Origin of the sequence: Mucilaginibacter sp. McL0603 (genome assembly GCF_049992945.1) — a bacterium.
Classification (GTDB): Bacteria; Bacteroidota; Bacteroidia; order Sphingobacteriales; family Sphingobacteriaceae; genus Mucilaginibacter.
The window spans coordinates 2515052-2531469 of sequence record NZ_CP188251.1 but is presented as its reverse complement, the minus strand read 5'-3'; the positions used below and the strand labels follow the sequence as shown (position 1 = coordinate 2531469).

17 protein-coding genes are annotated in these 16418 nt (G+C 38.5%); 12 read left to right on the top strand and 5 right to left on the bottom strand.

Annotation, left to right across the window (positions count from 1 at the left end; translation table 11 throughout):
• The first annotated feature begins 227 nt into the window (after nt 1–227).
• The 10 genes from ACPPVU_RS11935 (at nt 228) to ACPPVU_RS11890 (ending at nt 10457) form a co-directional block, all read left to right on the top strand.
• Complete coding sequence (locus ACPPVU_RS11935; protein ID WP_426671938.1) at nt 228–1376, top strand: glycosyltransferase family 4 protein; 1149 nt, start codon at nt 228–230, stop codon at nt 1374–1376.
• On the top strand, nt 1377–2783 hold the full coding sequence (locus ACPPVU_RS11930; RefSeq protein WP_426671937.1) for an exosortase Y-associated Wzy-like protein: 1407 nt from the start codon (nt 1377–1379) through the stop codon (nt 2781–2783).
• The gene (locus tag ACPPVU_RS11925; protein WP_426671936.1) at nt 2780–3919 is read left to right on the top strand and encodes an XrtY-associated glycosyltransferase XYAG1; all 1140 of its coding nucleotides are present in this window, start codon (nt 2780–2782) and stop codon (nt 3917–3919) included. The genes ACPPVU_RS11930 and ACPPVU_RS11925 overlap by 4 nt, the downstream gene beginning before the upstream one ends.
• Nucleotides 3912–4535, top strand: a complete 624-nt coding sequence (locus tag ACPPVU_RS11920) for a class I SAM-dependent methyltransferase (protein WP_426671935.1) — start codon at nt 3912–3914, stop codon at nt 4533–4535. The genes ACPPVU_RS11925 and ACPPVU_RS11920 overlap by 8 nt, the downstream gene beginning before the upstream one ends.
• Nucleotides 4535–5395, top strand: a complete 861-nt coding sequence (locus ACPPVU_RS11915) for a glycosyltransferase family 2 protein (RefSeq protein WP_426671934.1) — start codon at nt 4535–4537, stop codon at nt 5393–5395. Before ACPPVU_RS11920 ends, ACPPVU_RS11915 begins: the two co-directional genes overlap by 1 nt.
• Entirely contained in the window at nt 5382–5945 is a 564-nt protein-coding gene (gene xrtY / locus ACPPVU_RS11910) for an exosortase Y (protein ID WP_426671933.1), read from the top strand. Before ACPPVU_RS11915 ends, xrtY begins: the two co-directional genes overlap by 14 nt.
• On the top strand, nt 5932–6483 hold the full coding sequence (locus ACPPVU_RS11905) for a WcaF family extracellular polysaccharide biosynthesis acetyltransferase (protein ID WP_426671932.1): 552 nt from the start codon (nt 5932–5934) through the stop codon (nt 6481–6483). The genes xrtY and ACPPVU_RS11905 overlap by 14 nt, the downstream gene beginning before the upstream one ends.
• 4 nt (nt 6484–6487) lie before the next feature.
• Nucleotides 6488–8059: a hypothetical protein gene (locus ACPPVU_RS11900; protein ID WP_426671931.1), complete on the top strand. Its 1572-nt coding sequence runs from the start codon at nt 6488–6490 to the stop codon at nt 8057–8059.
• 54 nt (nt 8060–8113) lie between these two features.
• Complete coding sequence (locus ACPPVU_RS11895; protein ID WP_426671930.1) at nt 8114–9151, top strand: acyltransferase family protein; 1038 nt, start codon at nt 8114–8116, stop codon at nt 9149–9151.
• 196 nt (nt 9152–9347) lie between these two features.
• Entirely contained in the window at nt 9348–10457 is a 1110-nt protein-coding gene (locus ACPPVU_RS11890) for an acyltransferase family protein (RefSeq protein WP_426671929.1), read from the top strand.
• A gap of 486 nt (nt 10458–10943) precedes the next feature.
• Here the strand turns inward: ACPPVU_RS11890 and ACPPVU_RS11885 are convergent, their stop codons facing one another.
• Together ACPPVU_RS11885 and ACPPVU_RS11880 are read right to left on the bottom strand one after the other, a co-directional pair.
• A complete protein-coding gene (locus tag ACPPVU_RS11885) occupies nt 10944–11219 on the bottom strand; it encodes a hypothetical protein (RefSeq protein ID WP_426671928.1) in 276 nt (91 codons plus the stop codon).
• 671 nt (nt 11220–11890) lie between these two features.
• Nucleotides 11891–12928 carry an IS110 family transposase gene (locus ACPPVU_RS11880; RefSeq protein WP_426671927.1) on the bottom strand — a complete coding sequence of 346 codons (1038 nt, stop codon included), beginning with the start codon at nt 12926–12928 and terminating at the stop codon, nt 11891–11893.
• Between the two features lie 349 nt (nt 12929–13277).
• On the opposite strand from ACPPVU_RS11880, the gene ACPPVU_RS11875 reads away from it, so the two are divergent.
• Nucleotides 13278–13472, top strand: a complete 195-nt coding sequence (locus ACPPVU_RS11875; RefSeq protein ID WP_426671926.1) for a hypothetical protein — start codon at nt 13278–13280, stop codon at nt 13470–13472.
• Here ACPPVU_RS11875 and ACPPVU_RS11870 read toward each other — a convergent pair.
• The 3 genes from ACPPVU_RS11870 to ACPPVU_RS11860 all read right to left on the bottom strand — a co-directional run bounded on the left by ACPPVU_RS11870 (nt 13465) and on the right by ACPPVU_RS11860 (nt 15054).
• Nucleotides 13465–13614, bottom strand: a complete 150-nt coding sequence (locus ACPPVU_RS11870) for a hypothetical protein (RefSeq protein ID WP_426671925.1) — start codon at nt 13612–13614, stop codon at nt 13465–13467. The two genes, ACPPVU_RS11875 and ACPPVU_RS11870, sit on opposite strands and share 8 nt — an antisense overlap.
• Before the next feature lie 385 nt (nt 13615–13999).
• Complete coding sequence (locus ACPPVU_RS11865) at nt 14000–14701, bottom strand: hypothetical protein (RefSeq protein ID WP_426671924.1); 702 nt, start codon at nt 14699–14701, stop codon at nt 14000–14002.
• A 206-nt stretch (nt 14702–14907) separates the two neighbouring features.
• Complete coding sequence (locus ACPPVU_RS11860; RefSeq protein ID WP_426671923.1) at nt 14908–15054, bottom strand: hypothetical protein; 147 nt, start codon at nt 15052–15054, stop codon at nt 14908–14910.
• A 422-nt stretch (nt 15055–15476) separates the two neighbouring features.
• Between ACPPVU_RS11860 and ACPPVU_RS11855 the strand changes: the two genes are divergently transcribed.
• On the top strand, nt 15477–16349 hold the full coding sequence (locus ACPPVU_RS11855; RefSeq protein ID WP_426671922.1) for an SDR family oxidoreductase: 873 nt from the start codon (nt 15477–15479) through the stop codon (nt 16347–16349).
• Nucleotides 16350–16418 lie beyond the last annotated feature (69 nt).

The window sequence follows — 16418 nt, the reverse complement described above, 5'->3', positions numbered from 1 at the left end:
TCCGGCAAAAAGTATAAGGCGTTTTTTTTATCTGGCAATTGCAGAGCAGCTTTTCACCATCGAAATTAATAGTTAAAGCATTCAAGGGCCGATCTATTTACAAGGGTCTTAACAAACAAGCGTCCATTAGCCATCATAACACCATACATTGCCGCAATATGGACTTTATTAATACCCTTATAATTCAGTCAAAACGCCTTAAAGTGATGAGGCAAACCATTTAGTTTATGCGCAAGCTGGCAATAATTACCACACACCCTATTCAATACTACTCACCGGTATTTAAGCTATTGCAGCAGAGGCAGCAAATCGAGGTCAAAATTTTTTATACCTGGGGCGAAGGCTCCATGAATAAATATGATCCCGGTTTTGGCAAAACCGTGCAGTGGGATGTGCCCTTGCTTGAGGGCTATTATTTTGAATGGGTTACCAATACCTCAAAAAACCCGGGGTCGCACAGCTTTAATGGCATTGTAAACCCTGATCTGATCCGGCAAATAAAAGATTATGGCGCCGATGCCATACTGGTTTACGGATGGGCATATGCCAGCCACTTAAAGGTGATCAGGTATTTTAAAAACAAAATACCTGTTATATTTCGTGGCGATTCAACTTTGCTTGATGAACAAAGCGGTTTTAAAATGCTCCTTAAAACTGTTTTATTAAGATGGATATACAGCCATGTTGATCGTGCCTTATATGTGGGCACGAACAATAAGGCCTATTTTAAAAAATATGGTTTAAAGGAAAAGCAGCTTAGTTTTGCACCACACGCAATAGATAATGAAAGATTTGCCAGAAACCGGGAAAACGAAACAAAGCTATTAAGAAAAGATTTAGGGCTAAATGAAAAAGACATACTTATTTTATTTGCCGGCAAATTCGAAGAAAAAAAATCTCCGCTCTTACTGCTTGATGCGTTTCTATCCATAAATAAAGAAAATGTTCACCTGTTATTTGTTGGCAATGGGGCATTGGAAGATGAACTAAAGCTAAAAGCCGAAGAAAATGCTAATGTCCATTTTATAAATTTTCAAAATCAGTCCTATATGCCGGTAGTGTATCAGGCATGTGATCTTTTCTGCCTGTCATCAAAAGGGCCGGCTGAAACCTGGGGACTTGCCATAAATGAGGCAATGGCATGCCAAAAGGCCGTACTTGCATCAAATAAAGTGGGCTGCGTTGTTGACCTGGTTATACCAGGTAATAACGGGGCAATATTTAATGCCGCATCATTTGATGATTTAGTTTTACAATTGAATAACTTAGTCGAAAAAAATCGTGAGGGATTAAAATCAATGGGAAGATCATCCAAACAAATAATTAACGACTGGAATTTCGAAAAACAAGCCCAGGCAATTGAAAAAGCTGTATAAATGAAAAACGTTCCGATTGAAAGATACTTAATTCTTTATATACCCTGGGTGCTTGCAATGTTGTTTCAATCAGTGCCTACGGCGTCATACCTAGTTGCCTGGGTTGGTTCATTCTTTATTTTTTTCGTTGTATATACTGGAAAAATAAAACCTTTACCTACCGACCATAGTATTCCTGAACAAATAATGCGGCCTATTTTTATAGTCCAGATCATTTTCGTTGGGTACATGGCTTGCTCGTCTATTTTTTACTTTTTAAACCTATATGGTTATAACAACTTCCAAAAAACAAACGAGTATCTCTTAATAGACCAAAACCAGCTGGCACTTATTGCAAAATGCCAGCGCTATTATATATTGGGGCACGCCGCGCTTGCCACGGGTATGCTGGTGTTCATGAAATATCCTGCTCCATCAGGGTATTACATTAAAAAAGAAAAGCTGGCCAATATGGTTATGATAATGGCCTTGATAGCCTTCCCGGTCTCTCTATTTTTCTTGATTGTTCCTGGATTATCTCAATTTTATTTTCAACTAAACTCATTGAGCTTTATTGCCGGTACGCTCGCATTAGCCTTTGCTATTCCGCTACAAAAGATGTGGAACACTATAATATGCCTGTTATTGTATTGTTTCAACTTTTATCAGGGGGTAATTTCTGGTTATAAGGAGCCAATTATAATAAGCGTTATGGTATTGGGTATTTTTCTATACCCGAACTATAAAAAAATTGTTTTGACAGTCTTTGTTCCTGCTCTGCTGCTATTATTTGTGGTACTTCCCAAGTTCGCTACCACATTTCGCCAGAATGCGTGGTCTGGAGAAACAGAAACCGATGAAGCAACAGCCCTTGCCCTTGATGCAGCGTTAAATGATAATTCAGCAAATGACGAAACAAACTGGGATTTTCTGGTTTACAGGCTCAGTGAAATAAGTATGTTTACCATATACCTGCAGTCTACCCCCAACACTATTGACTATTATGGCCCACAATTGCTACAACAATCAGCAATAGTGCTTGTACCGCGTGTATTCTGGCCCGGAAAACCCAGTACCGAGGACCTGGTGATGGTACGGGTATATGACGCGGGTGCGGTGAGCAGAAATTCAAAGGTTTCTGCCAAGCCGGCCTATATTGTAGATACTTACCTTTCCGCAGGCACTCTGGGCGTGTTTATTGGCCTTTTTCTCTATGGCGCCATTGCATCGGCTATTTCCGTTAAGGCCGAAAAGCTTTTTGGGGGATATACTTTAGGAACAGCTCTTATTTTTACTGGTCTGTTCCAGATCTTTTGGCGGGGTCTTAGTTTTGAATTTCTGATCAATTCTGTTTTTTGGAGCTATGTAAGTATGCTCCTCATCCAAAAAGTGTTAATAGCGACCAGCGTTTTGAAAAAAAACAATTGAAAATACTACAGATCAGCGCTTCTTATAAACCTGCTTATATCTATGGCGGGCCTATCATGTCTGTGTCAATGCTGGCCGAGCAATTATCCAGATTAGGGACAGATGTAACAGTTTTTACCACCACGGCCAACGGCCTAAACGAATTACCCGTTACTGCAAACCAACCGGTAGTGATTGATGGTGTAAATGTTATTTATTTTAAACGGATAACCAAAGACCATACACATTTTTCACCTGTCCTGTTAAAAAATGTTTGGCAAAAAGCCCGGGATTATGATGTTGTTCACATCCATGCATGGTGGAACCTGGTTTCCATGTTATCATGCCTTATAGCGGTGGCGCGCAATGTAAAAGTTGTTGTATCGCCCAGGGGAACGCTTAGCAACTACTCGTTCAACAACAAAAACAATGGCATAAAAGGATTAATACATACCTTTTTAACAAAGCCCCTGCTTAAAAAATGCGATGTACATACCACTTCTGACAATGAATATTCAGCGGTTAAAAGTATTATCCAGGCCAAACATTTTTTTAATATCCCCAACTTCATCCGGCTTAATGTAAATAAGCAATACGCTGCTACATCTGCTACCGATCATATCAAACTAATTTTCCTGTCACGAATAGAAGAAAAAAAAGGATTGGATATTTTGTTTGATGCGCTTAAAGACGTTAAAATACCATATAAGTTAACCATTGCAGGTGATGGTAATAGTGACTATATGAACTCGCTTAAAGCTATTGCTGCAAATAATCGTATTGATGAGCATATAGATTGGATAGGCTTTCAAAGCGAAAATAAGTTTGATCTGCTGCATGAGCATGATCTGCTTGTACTGCCATCCCACGATGAAAACTTCGGCAATGTGGTTATCGAAAGCCTTAGTGTAGGCATAGCAGTATTGATAAGCGAACAGGTGGGTTTGGCTGATTATGTGGCAGCTAATAACTTAGGCTGGATATGCCAAACAAATGCCGCGTCAGTAAGTGCTGCGATCAATACCATTAACAGTAAGTTTGATGATTTACAACGGATAAGAAAAGAAGCGCCGGCTGTTATTTTAAAAGACTTTAATTATAACAACCTGGCTATAAAATATATGAACATGTACAATCAAATAATTGCAAATGAGTGAGTATAAAGAATTTGGATATGAAAATTCCGACCCCTTTCACACCTTTTTTTATATTCAAAAAGAGTTGCTTCCGCTGCTGGATAAAAACACCAATAAGTGCATTTTAGATATGGGTTGTGGCAATGGCTATATTGCTAATCACCTGATATCAAAAGGATTTAATGTTTATGGCACTGACGCATCTGAAGAAGGGATCTCAATTGCCCGTCAACAACACCCCGACAGGTTTTTTATACAGGATTTTTCAACTGAGGAATTACCGGAAGAGCTTAAGGGAATAACATTTGATACCATAATTTCAACTGAAGTAATTGAACATTTGTACGACCCGTATAAATTTGCCGAACTGTGCCGCAAAATATTAGATAAAAGCAAAGGCGAACTGATATTAACCACTCCTTACCATGGTTACTTAAAAAACCTGATGTTAAGTATATTTAATAAATGGGATACTCATATTGACCCGTTATGGCAAGGTGGGCATATCAAGTTCTGGTCGGAGAAAACAGTTACGAAGCTATTAACCCAGTCGGGTTTTAAGGTAACTGATTTTAGAGGGTGCGGCAGGTTACCCTATTTGTGGATGACGATGATGATAAAAGCAAAAGTAGCGTGATGGATAAATTTTCGGTTATTGTTTTAACTTATAACGAAGAGCGAAACATCAGGGCCTGCCTGGAAAGCCTTATACCCCTGAATGTTGACATATTTATTGTTGATTCCGGATCTACCGATAAAACACTGGAAATTTGCAGGCAATACACGACCAATGTTTTCCATCACGCTTTTGAAAACTACAGCGTTCAAAGAAACTGGGCGTTTAATAACCTTCCTGTAACTACCGGGTGGATCCTCAATCTTGATGCCGATCACCGGGCCACTCCCGAACTGGTCGCTGAGCTGACAGCCACTTTTAATCAGTCTATTGAAGCTGATATTAACGGTTTCCTGGTAAGTCGCAGAACCATGTTTATGGGTAAATGGATAAAACATGGCGGCCATTACCCCACCTATCATGCCATATTATTCAGAAAAGGTTTTGGCCAATGTGAGGATAAATTATATGATCAGCACTTTAAAATAAGCGGTAAGACTAAAATTTTAAAAGGTGATATGATAGATATTATCACCGAATCATTAAATACTTTTATTGCAAGGCATAATCATTGGGCAACCCTTGAGGCTGAATACCTGCTTAATACCGCCAATGATGACACCGTAAATGGCCAGGTAATAAAAGCCAAATTAACCGGCAATCCCATTGAGCGCAGGCGTTACATTAAAAAACGATATGAAAGCTTCCCACTGTTTGTAAGACCTGTTGTGTACTTTGTGATCAGGTATTTTATACGCTTAGGCTTTTTGGATGGAACAGAGGGATTGATCTTCCATTTTTTACAGGGTTTCTGGTTCCGCTTCTTGATCGATGCTAAGATATATGAGATCATCAAACAACAAAACGATGAAAAGATTTGACAGGGAATCACCGGTAAGATTCGTTGTGATATTTTTGGCACTTTTTGCTGTCTTTTTTTATTTCAATATATTTTTCTTTAGCATCACATCGCACGGACGTCACTATAATGCTTTCATTGATGAACATTTCAATTATATCCGGTTATTGCGTCATGTACTTTTGGATATCAGCGCGCAGATCATTAACTCGCTGGGCTATATGGCTATTACCAATGACATGGAATTATTGGTTGCGGGCCATGGCGCCATACAGGTAGTTTACTCCTGTCTGGGGTTGGGCGTAATGAGTTTCTTTGCTGCTTTTGTGATCGCTTATCCTAAAAAATTAAAAGCCAAATTGCTTTTTCTTTTTTTGGGTATCCTGTGCATTCAACTATTAAACATTCTCCGTTTTGTATTGCTTGCTATATTCTGGAACAAGAAAAGAGGCAGCATAATAATGGATCATCACACTATTTTTAATATAATTATCTACGTCATTATTGCCATAAGTATTTATTTTTGGATCAGGCATGACGATAAAAAACTGGTAAGCCGTGCAGAAAACTGATCTGTCATTATACAACAATCACCCGTATCATCCGGGCGGCAATTTCCTGAAAAGGATCTTGTGGTATTATATTAATATCTTTTTTTTCAAAAGTCATTTGTTCCCGTTTTATGGGTTCAAAGTAAGCCTGCTCAGATTGTTCGGAGCCAAAGTTGGCAAAGAGGTGGAAATAAAACCAGGCGTTAATATAAAAAGTCCCTGGCACCTTAATATCGGAAACGAGGTTTGGATTGGCGAAAATGTTTGGATAGATAACCTGGTAATGGTCACCATCGGCTCAAATGTTTGTATTTCGCAGGGCGCAACAATTATTACAGGCAGCCATAATTATAAGAAAAGCACCTTCGATCTGATAACCGGTCCGGTTACTTTAGAAGACGGTGTTTGGATAGGCGCCGGGGCCATCGTAAACCAGGGTATTACTGCAGCATCGCACTGTATGCTTACCAGCGGCTCCGTGGCTACAAAAAACATGGAAGCCTATACTGTATATCAGGGTAAACCTGCCGTTAAAGTGAGATTGAGGACTATCGAATAAAACTATGTTTTCAAATCAGCAACAACTTTCCAGGATCATCATGGTTTCGCTTTTTACCATTGTGGCGGTATTAGGCGTTTTAATCGTTATTTCACCTCCATCCGTTTTCCCAGATCCTGCTAATGGCTTCCAGGTGATGCGTTGCATGGAACTAGGCGGCAAGTTTAATTTGATGATTAGACCGGATCAGGATGATTTCTCTAAAAACACATCTGAGTTTTTAACATGGTGGTCACCGGGACAATATTTGGTACCTTATGCTTTTAAATTATTGTTTGGCTTCAATACCGGTCAGGCCTCTGCTGTAACGATCACACTTTGCCAGTTGTTGGGATTGGGAGGATTTTATTCATTTTTCAAAAAGATCGGTTTTACTCCATTCATATCAGCCGTTAGCGTACTGTTCATAACGTGTCAGCAATTTTTTGTAGTGCCCTATGTATTTTATAATGGAGGCGAGATACTGTTCTTTGCCTTTACAGGCTGGTTCTTATATGGATGTACGGCATTAAAAGCAACAGGCTGGCAATTACTACTATTTGTATTACTTGCAGGCTGGATAGGCTTTATTTGCAAGTCATCTGTGATGTGGGTATATATGGGTGGACTCTTATTTCTATGGCTAAGGCTATCGCTGCCTCAAAAAGATTTACTTAGCTGGATAAAAAATGGTGTCTGGATAGCCATTCCGGCTATCATAGCAATTGGTACTATTTATGTATTCTATTTATCAAAAGGCCAAAATCCTGCTACTATTGCCGGAGGTTTTAAACTGAGTCTGAAAGCTTTTTGCTATCCGTTGGCTTCTCCTCTCCTTTCCGGCTTCTCTGTAGATGATATAGCGCATGGTCTAATCTTCCATACAGGCAAACCTTTCTTTGATGATACCCAGGCGATGATCATATTAGTTTTACTGGCAGTGCTGAGTTTATGGCTTGTTGTAAGTATTCTTCGTAAAGCGTCTGATCAGAACTATAAGCTACTGATCATTGTTTTCTATGCATTAGCCATCATTTTCTTTTGCTATGTCTATTTACGGCAGATGGCTATCTCATATGAGGCCAGGCATTTCCGTATCATAGGTTTAATCGTCATTCCTGGAACTATTTACCTGTTTAGCCAGTTTAAACAACCATACCGTTCATTATTGTGCTTAATCTGGGTTGGCATAGCATTCACCAGTATATTTTACCTTGTAAAGGGTTACAATCTTAATAAGAACAAAAGCGCGCATGGCATTTCTGGTATTGCCCAGCAGTTTATCGATCAGCCATCACTTGACAAGATCATGGCGATAGACAGGCAGCAGCGAAATGCAACCTTTGTGTTCATCAGCAAAGATATTGGTCTGGAAATTTTGCATAACCGTGTTCTTAACCTGGAGGCCATCGGCGATGACCTGAAAATTGATATGGATGATTACCAGCACGATGGCCATGCCGGACCGCTCTATATTATACTCCCTGACAGCTACGGCGGCCCGAAAGAAAAACTTATCCTAAAAAGCTTCCCCGATTATAAGGGTTGGTATGGGTCTATGTTGAGCAATAAGTATGTGATGTATGAGGCAAAGTGAAAATTTGCAACAATTATGTGCTTAATCAACAACCCTCGTTAAAGACCTTTAAAAATGACTCTACCTAACACAAAAAACCGTAATCACCTGATTGATCTGTTAAGATTTGTGTCCGCCTGTTGGGTCGTATTGTTTCACTTCAACGAACCGGTAAAATATATAGATAACTGGTACCGGAATTTTTGCAAACTAGGCTATCTCGGGGTACCTGTCTTCTTTATTATCAGCGGGTTTTGCATCCGTATAGCGCAAAAACATGTAAAGACTCCTAATGAGTTTATTATCAAACGACTTTTTAGAATTTTTCCGCCATACTGGATGAGTTTGGCAATTGTTATTACCTGCGCGATGATCATAAAGGTCATTACCGGATATAATTCTACCCCGCTGCCAAAAAACATATCGGGTATAGCAGCGACTTTATTTCTATATACAGAACCGGTATCACATTTTGCCACCGTTAATTGGGTCTACTGGACATTACCTTACGAGTTGTCTTTTTATTTTATTATTGGGCTATCGATATTTGCATCAAAGAGATTTGTTCTGGTCTTGCCATTAGTGTTAACTTCGATAGCTATTTTATTGCCGATTCAAAAAGAAAATTTTTTATTTTTCTTTAACGAACTTCCTTCGTTCTTACTTGGCTACTCGCTCTGTATACTGATTCATAAAGACGAAAATAAATGGCTCAATGCGCTTTTATTTTTGTTATCCGTTGCGGGGCTTATTTTAAAACACTTGTCATTTGAATATTTATTGACCTGTTTTTTAACTGTTACGCTAATTTATATAAACAGTAAAAAAACATTAAAGGAAAACACTTTTAGCCGCATGGGCGATTTTTCGTATTCGATCTACCTGCTGCACGTTCCACTGGGCATTTACTTGTTAGGGTTTATAAAAAATAAAATATTTGTTCAACAATCCATTATAATTAACATGGTTGTTGACCTTTCCTTATTGGCTGGCATTGTCTTCGTTTCTAAACTGACATTTCAAAAAATAGAGGCTCCCTCTATTGAATTGGGCAAGAAATTTTCAAAATATAGCTTATTTCAATTGAAATCGCTGTACAGGAAATCTCTTTAAATAACCGGTATCTTCACACATTTGGTTTGCCCGTTTTAGGCCCATTTCCTTTCTAACCTTTATTGTATTAATTGCTTAAAATTTCATTGCCGGAAGAAACCAAATCAGCGAATTTCTAATTAGCAATCATTAGATACCAAAATGATTATATTTACTTCCTTTCAACTAAACATATCTTTTATTATTTTCGCAGCGCTTGGAATTAAAATATTATAAGGAATTAGATGGTCTGCGAGGTTTTGCGGCATTAATAGTAGTTTTTTTTCACTTTATGCCTGATGCAAGCACTAATGTATCACCCTTAATTCATGCTCTTCATAAGCTGGCTGTATTTGGGCAAACAGGAGTAACCCTTTTCTTCGTATTATCAGGTTTTTTAATAACCCGTATTTTATTAAAGGCTAAAAAGAGCAAACATTATTTTCGCAATTTTTATGTAAAACGGATATTAAGAATATTTCCGCTCTATTATTTTGCCCTATTAATAATGTACTTTGTTACTCCCTTATTCATAACCAATTCTCCTTACTCGTTTAAAAATTCCTGGATGTATTGGGCATACCTCCAGAATATATCAGAAACTTTTAATTTAAAAGCACGGGGGCCCCTGCATTTTTGGAGCCTGGCAGTTGAAGAGCATTTTTACTTATTTTGGCCAATAATTGTTTATTATACAACTACAAGTAAACTGCTCCGTGTAATTGGGGGTATTATTGGCGTTGCTTTCGTTTGTCGTTATTTGTTATTGCATTTTGGATACGGTACATTTTATTTTACATTTTCAGTAATGGACGCGCTTGCTATCGGAGGGTTTTTAGCCTGGTATGAGGCGCGGAAACCCGTTATTAAGCTAAATTTTAACCTGATAATTATTGTTAGCTTACTACTGATGATACCAACCTGGCTGGTTACAGGCGGTAAAGGATATGACTGGGTACAAATTATTAAGTTACCTATCATTTCCATTTTTTATATGGCGATAATTGGTAAGCTAATAACAGCCAAATCATTTCTGAATTCTATTTTTGGTTCACGCTCTTTAAGTTATATTGGTAAAATAAGCTATGGCTTATATGTTTTTCATCCGCTCTGCTTTATCTTTTACTATTATTATTTCCCCGGAAATAATATCTGGATAAATGCGATCTGCTGCTTTTCAATTTCTATTATTATTGCCACGATAAGTTTTTATGGTTTTGAAATTCATTTTCTTAAGCTGAAACGTTATTTTGAAACCGCTGGTTGGCGTGAAAAATCCGCCCTTCCTATAGACAGCAATTATCCAGGTCTAAAAACCGAATTTTAAACGCTGTCCAAATTTAATTTTCTTCAAAACTACTAATGTACGCTACATTGTGCTATGGCTTCTTTTCAAGTTCATACCATTTAATGTTGCTTTTAAACTGTTACACTCATTCGTATAAACAGTAAGAGGCCATTAAAGGAAAACACTTTTAGCCGCAGGGGCGATTTTTCGTATTCGATCTACCTGCTGCACGTTCCACTGGGCATTTACTTGTTAGGGTTTATAAAAAATAAAATATTTGTTCAACAATCCATTATAATTAACATGGTTGTTGACCTTTCCTTATTGGCTGGCATTGTCTTCGTTTCTAAACTGACATTTCAAAAAATAGAGGCTCCCTCTATTGAATTGGGCAAGAAATTTTCAAAATATAGCTTATTTCAATTGAAATCGCTGTACAGGAAATCTCTTTAAATAACCGGTATCTTCATACATTTGGTTTACCCATTTTAGGCCCTTTACTTTTTCTTTCTAACCTTTATCGTATTAATTGCTTAAAATTTCATTGCCGGAAGAAACTAAATCAGCGAATTTCTCAAGTAATAAGGATCTCAATTGCTGATAAGTCCTGATCTGAATAGCCAATTGATGCAATATCGATGCTCCCCTGCCAAATGCCATTACAACAGGCGCCTTAAACATCCGAAAGTCGTTAACTTGTTCAACTGCTTTATTCACTTGCTGTAATAGCATTTGGTCGTCATTTTTGATATAGATACTGTGCTGATTGTGTCCAAAGAAATTAATAATAGGGTAATTCATAGTAAAATATTTCTTTGCATTTTGATCTTTTTAAACCACCAATTTGAAACTTCCAGTTGGGACCGCACGGTTTCTAAATTTATTTATTAAACAGCAAGGATCATAAAAGGGTATAGGTCTTAAATCCTATTGTAACCATGATTCAGCTTGCTGCATTTCTTCTGAGTTATATTCATCGACTGAATAAACTGATATCCAATCCAATTACCTCTTACCAATTTTCTAAAGCCAAATGCTATTACAGCAGGCAATAAAAAAAAGTAATAAGTCTTCAAACTTGTTTATTGCTTTATTCACTTGCTGTAATAGCATTTGGTCGTCATTTTTGATATAGATACTGTGTTGATTGTGTCCAAAGAAATCAATAATAGGGTAATTCATAGTAAAATATTTCTTTGCATTTTGATCTTTTTAAACCACCAATTTGAAACTTCCAGTTGGGACCGCACGGTTTCTAAATTTATTTATTAAACAGCAAGGATCATAAAAGGCTATAGGTCTTAAATCCTATTGTAACCATGATTCAGCTTGCTGCATTTCTTCTGAGTTATATTCATCGACTGAATAAACTGATATCCAATCCAATTACCTCTTACCAATTTTCTAAAGCCAAGTGCTATTACAGCAGGCAATCAAGGACATGCGTAAGTCTTTAAACTTTTTTAACTGGTCTATTCACCTGCTGTAATAGGATTCTCTCGTTTATAGTTTTTGATATAACTTCTGCTTTGGTTTACACATGCAAATATTCTAAGTATAAGTTTATACCGGACTGCATTAATTACCTTTAATTTGAGCTTACCTCCTACCTTTGTCTTCCTTTCATAATAGCTTTTGAGTTCCTCATCAAATCGTATTGCGTTTAAAGCGCAGACATGCAAAAGAGCTTTTACCTTTCTGTTCGCATAAGGTGACACCTTTGCCCTGCCGGTAACTAAACCAGATTCCTTTTTAAAAGGAGCGACTCCGGCATAACAGGCAAATTTTTTAGGATCCTTTATATCTTTGAACTCGTTTGTAGAAATGATTATCTGAATTGCGGTAATCGGACCCACGCAAGGAACCGAGGTAATCATTTGTTTTAAATTTTTTAAAGACTCATCTGAATTGATTAATGATTCAATGCTTAGGTCAATCCCGCTTAAATCGCATTCGATCGCCTTTATGCTGCCACGACACAATTGTTGAGTTTGTTTTTGTAGTCCTTTTTTTACGAAGATAATTTCCTCTTTTAATGGGTTTTTTAACCCATTTGAAACGCCTAACAACCTGTTTCTTAAGGTAAATAAACTCATTAATTCTAAAACAACCAGCCGTCGCGGAATCCAAAATTTTAACTCATTGGCATTTCTTTTTGCGTACTCTGCGATCCTGATGGAATCTGACTTGTCATCTTTACCTCTTACCAGCCCTATAGATCTTTTTATTTGCAGCGGATGTTCTAATACTATGTTGGCTTTTAATTTCTTTAAAGCATAAAGCAAATGGTTGCCATAAATACCTGTTTGTTCCAGGCAAAATATAGCTTTGGCCACTGTAAATCCGGGCAACCCTTTTAGTTTCTTAAAAAAGGTCGTAATATCATCTGTTTCATTTTTGCCTACCTGGTGAAATAATAGTTCTTTCCCCTTTATTACTGCATAGTCAAGTTTATTTTTCGATACATCGATGCCAATAAAATAGTTGAATTTTTTGGCTCTGATTTTCACGGCCTCTTCCATGTAAATATTACAATCGGTCTGTTTATTTAGAAAAATCAGGGGCTGCATACGTCGCGGCGGAATTGACAAGGGCGTCGTTACCACTTAACACGCGCTCATTCCCAGGCAAAGGTAGTTCCATCAATTGATGTGCTGGTAATCGGTCATGGGCCTCTGCGTTCGATGATAATTCGCTCATAATTTTTTTTAAACAAAAATCAGGTGGCTGCGCCTTTAATCCAATAGACAGGCCTATCTTTAGTTAATTGACCTATAAACTGAGGTATTCGTAGTTTTAAAATCTGCTAAAAAGCTTAAAATCATGACTGCCCTTTATTTTAATTAACGAAGAAGATGAATGGCCTGTCAAAAATCATGGCGTTTAAAAAATATAAATGTTGTGATACTTTGCAAATCTATGCAGTGCCTGCAATCATCAGCCAATCGCACTTTCGCACAAATCGGGGAAGCTGCCGAAAAAAAGGGGCATGAATTTAAAACCGCCGGTGTCTATACAGATAAGAATAAAGTTTGGGATGAGCTGTTTAATTAATAACCTGCAACACCTGCATCCTGTTCACAATTCCCCTGATCCGTCCCGGTACATCCTCAAATTCCGGCTGGCCATTATAATATAATGCATTCGTTGATGGATAGCGTTCTTTAAAGCGGTTCCGCAAATCCATATCATCCATACGAAAGGATTGGTTTTCGTTAACAGGAATACTAAAGTCAGCATTGCGAAAACGCTTTTTCTTATGTGCAAAATACTCTTCTGTGGCCAGGAAATCCTGAACCGTCTGATCCTTTAATTTGCAAGATTTTTAATTCAAAATTCACGCAATTATAATAAAGAATTGGGGCTTACCATTTTTATTTACAGCCAGCGGACCCTAAGTTCTGGAAATGACCAGTAAGGGCTTCTTCATTTTGAGCCCACAAGGGTGGTTTTTCAACAGCTAATGGAATTTTTGGAGGCCGTCGAACCAATTCTTAGAGGCTCCTGTTAACCTGGAATATTGTGGCACTCCTAAACCGGATCGGAAATAATTGCCTTATCAAAATCATTGGGAAGTACAATTACGGTGTTGATGTATTTAAATTTTTCAAACGCCTGTATACCCGCTTTCTTCTCCAGTATTGATGCAGGCGCTGAAAGAAGCCGATCTTCTGTTTCAATAAGTCGGGGTAACAGGAAAAAAAGTGCTTGGCTATGGGAAGTGCCTCCGTTACCCATAATTTTTTTATTTCGTCAGCAAATTCTTCCGCTTCATATTCATCATATTTTTTGCCGGTAGCCCTGCAAAAGAAGTACTGTGCCAGCACGTTGCAGCAGGCTTTAAGCGAGGGTTGAAAATGCTCCTTCCAGCCATCCTCGCCATAAAGATCAATATGTTCGTTGATCTCGTCGGCAATGATGTTGCGGGCAGCTAAAAAAGCACCTGCCGGTTCAACTGACAAGTTGCGGATCACATTAATGCTCACTTTGCGCTTGCCCAGCATAAAGGTCACTTTGTGGGGTACGATTTCGCTGTTGTACAGGTATTTTATCTGATGGGCCAATGATTGCACATAATCACCAAATACCTGGAAATCGTCGAAATTGGTTACGGTGTATAATTCTTCCTTTGTGATGCCTGACAGGATACTGATGGCGTCGAGATCGTCCATGTAATGCCGCTCGTACATCTCCATCATTTGCCCGAGTGTTATTTCATTCAGGATGGTGGGTATCCTTACTTTTAATTTGCCATCACCAGTTTTTAGTGTTTTTTCAATCATACATTAATCAGGTTTGAGAGCGGCGCCTGCCACTTGGTATCCATATAAGGAAGCCTTGTTTTGGGTTGATCTAAGTTATTGATTTTTAATTTGTTTAGTGCAATACTTCGTCGTGTGTTTTTGTGGCGGCGGTCGTTTGCTGTTTCGAGGGCTGATTTTGCTTCGGCTAATAAGCCGTTGTGTGCGGTAATTTGCCTTGATAGTTTTTACGCTGAAGGACGTAAGCTTTGTCCGCTTATGGCTGCTATGATATGAATCTCTGCATCCAGGCCGGCTGCGGCTTCGGGCTGCAATTGTATGTATGATGATGACAGGCTGCCGGAGCCTATGCAATCTGTTTTGTTTTCGTACAAATAGATTTTTTAACCCATTGGTTAGATATGAAATGTTAGATATGAGATAATGAGATTTTTTTAGTCCGGGAGTTTGTCTGAACCTGGATTTATATGATTGGGGGATTTCCTTGATTCTATTTTAGTCTTTGGAATCCTTTAATCGTTTAAATGTTTTATATGCTGATTGGCATATTCCAAAGATCGTGATAAGTTTTTATTAAAGTGGTGACAGTGTTTTGTCAGTAGTTCTCAGTAGATATTAGGATGAATAACGATTAATTTATTTGATATAAATAGTAAATATGATTTATTGATTTTGTGTTTGATATGAAGATTTGCCTTATCTTTATTTCACTAATTGCTGCTACATAATAAGGGACACTTCAACCCTAAACCAAGTCTTTTGGTTCAGTTTTCTAATCGTTACTAAATTTAATTTCATGAAATCAGTAATCATTACAGGCACCAGTAAAGGCATTGGCCTTGACACTGCCCTCGCATTTGGCCGGGCGGGCTACCGGTTTTTTGCAACGATGCGCAAACCGGAAAATGCAGACGAATTCAGGAAGAAAATAAAAGATGAAGGACTGCCGATAACCATTTCTGCGTTGGACGTGGATTCGGATGAATCAGTCGGGAGTTGCATTGGTGCAATAGTCCGGGAAAATGGGCCGGTGGATGTGCTGATCAATAATGCAGGTATTGAGCATCATGGGTCAATTGAAGAAACAAGTATGGCAGGTTTCAAATCGGTGATGGAAACCAATTATTTTGGTGTGCTCAGATGTGTTAAAGCCGTATTACCTCAAATGCGTCAAGATTGCAAAGGTTGTATCATCAATGTGGCGTCTGTTGCCGGTAAAATAGCATGCACACCGCTGGGACCCTACTCGGCAACCAAATTTGCTTTGGAGGCCATGAGTGAAGCCTTAGCCCAGGAGGTTAAACCCTTTAATGTGCGGGTGGCCATCGTTGAACCGGGCATTATCGATACGCAAATGGCCAATAACATAGGTTATGGCGGAGATTCAATTTATCCGCAGGTAAACCGGTTCGGTGGACTCTTTAAAGCATCGCTCCAAACCCCGACGAGTGCTGCCCTGGTGGCCGACAAGATGCTGGAAATAGCAGAAAGCGGAACCTGGCAATTGCGACATCCGGTGGGCCCCGATGCAGAACCTTTCCTGGGATGGCGCGCCTCAATGAATGACCAGGAATGGACGGACTGGAACGCCGCAAGTGATGAAGATTGGTATAATGCAGTTCAAAACACCTTTGGTTTTAATGCCAGGGAGGTTAAGCAGGCCATTTGAAGTTCTGCAAATTCACCGGAATTAGATATAATAACACCTTCAGTATTAGAGCCCTTAGCTTTCGCAGGG

What these genes read in the sequence shown, in the direction of transcription:
- ACPPVU_RS11935 (WP_426671938.1), top strand. Translation starts at nt 228, where the DNA reads ATGCGCAAGCTGGCAATAATTACCACACACCCTATTCAATACTACTCA.
- ACPPVU_RS11930 (WP_426671937.1), top strand. Translation starts at nt 1,377, where the DNA reads ATGAAAAACGTTCCGATTGAAAGATACTTAATTCTTTATATACCCTGG.
- ACPPVU_RS11920 (WP_426671935.1), top strand. Translation starts at nt 3,912, where the DNA reads ATGAGTGAGTATAAAGAATTTGGATATGAAAATTCCGACCCCTTTCAC.
- ACPPVU_RS11915 (WP_426671934.1), top strand. Translation starts at nt 4,535, where the DNA reads ATGGATAAATTTTCGGTTATTGTTTTAACTTATAACGAAGAGCGAAAC.
- xrtY (WP_426671933.1), top strand. Translation starts at nt 5,382, where the DNA reads ATGAAAAGATTTGACAGGGAATCACCGGTAAGATTCGTTGTGATATTT.
- ACPPVU_RS11900 (WP_426671931.1), top strand. Translation starts at nt 6,488, where the DNA reads ATGTTTTCAAATCAGCAACAACTTTCCAGGATCATCATGGTTTCGCTT.
- ACPPVU_RS11895 (WP_426671930.1), top strand. Translation starts at nt 8,114, where the DNA reads ATGACTCTACCTAACACAAAAAACCGTAATCACCTGATTGATCTGTTA.
- ACPPVU_RS11885 (WP_426671928.1), bottom strand. Translation starts at nt 11,219, where the DNA reads ATGAATTACCCTATTATTAATTTCTTTGGACACAATCAGCACAGTATC.
- ACPPVU_RS11875 (WP_426671926.1), top strand. Translation starts at nt 13,278, where the DNA reads ATGGCCTGTCAAAAATCATGGCGTTTAAAAAATATAAATGTTGTGATA.
- ACPPVU_RS11870 (WP_426671925.1), bottom strand. Translation starts at nt 13,614, where the DNA reads ATGGATGATATGGATTTGCGGAACCGCTTTAAAGAACGCTATCCATCA.
- ACPPVU_RS11865 (WP_426671924.1), bottom strand. Translation starts at nt 14,701, where the DNA reads ATGATTGAAAAAACACTAAAAACTGGTGATGGCAAATTAAAAGTAAGG.
- ACPPVU_RS11855 (WP_426671922.1), top strand. Translation starts at nt 15,477, where the DNA reads ATGAAATCAGTAATCATTACAGGCACCAGTAAAGGCATTGGCCTTGAC.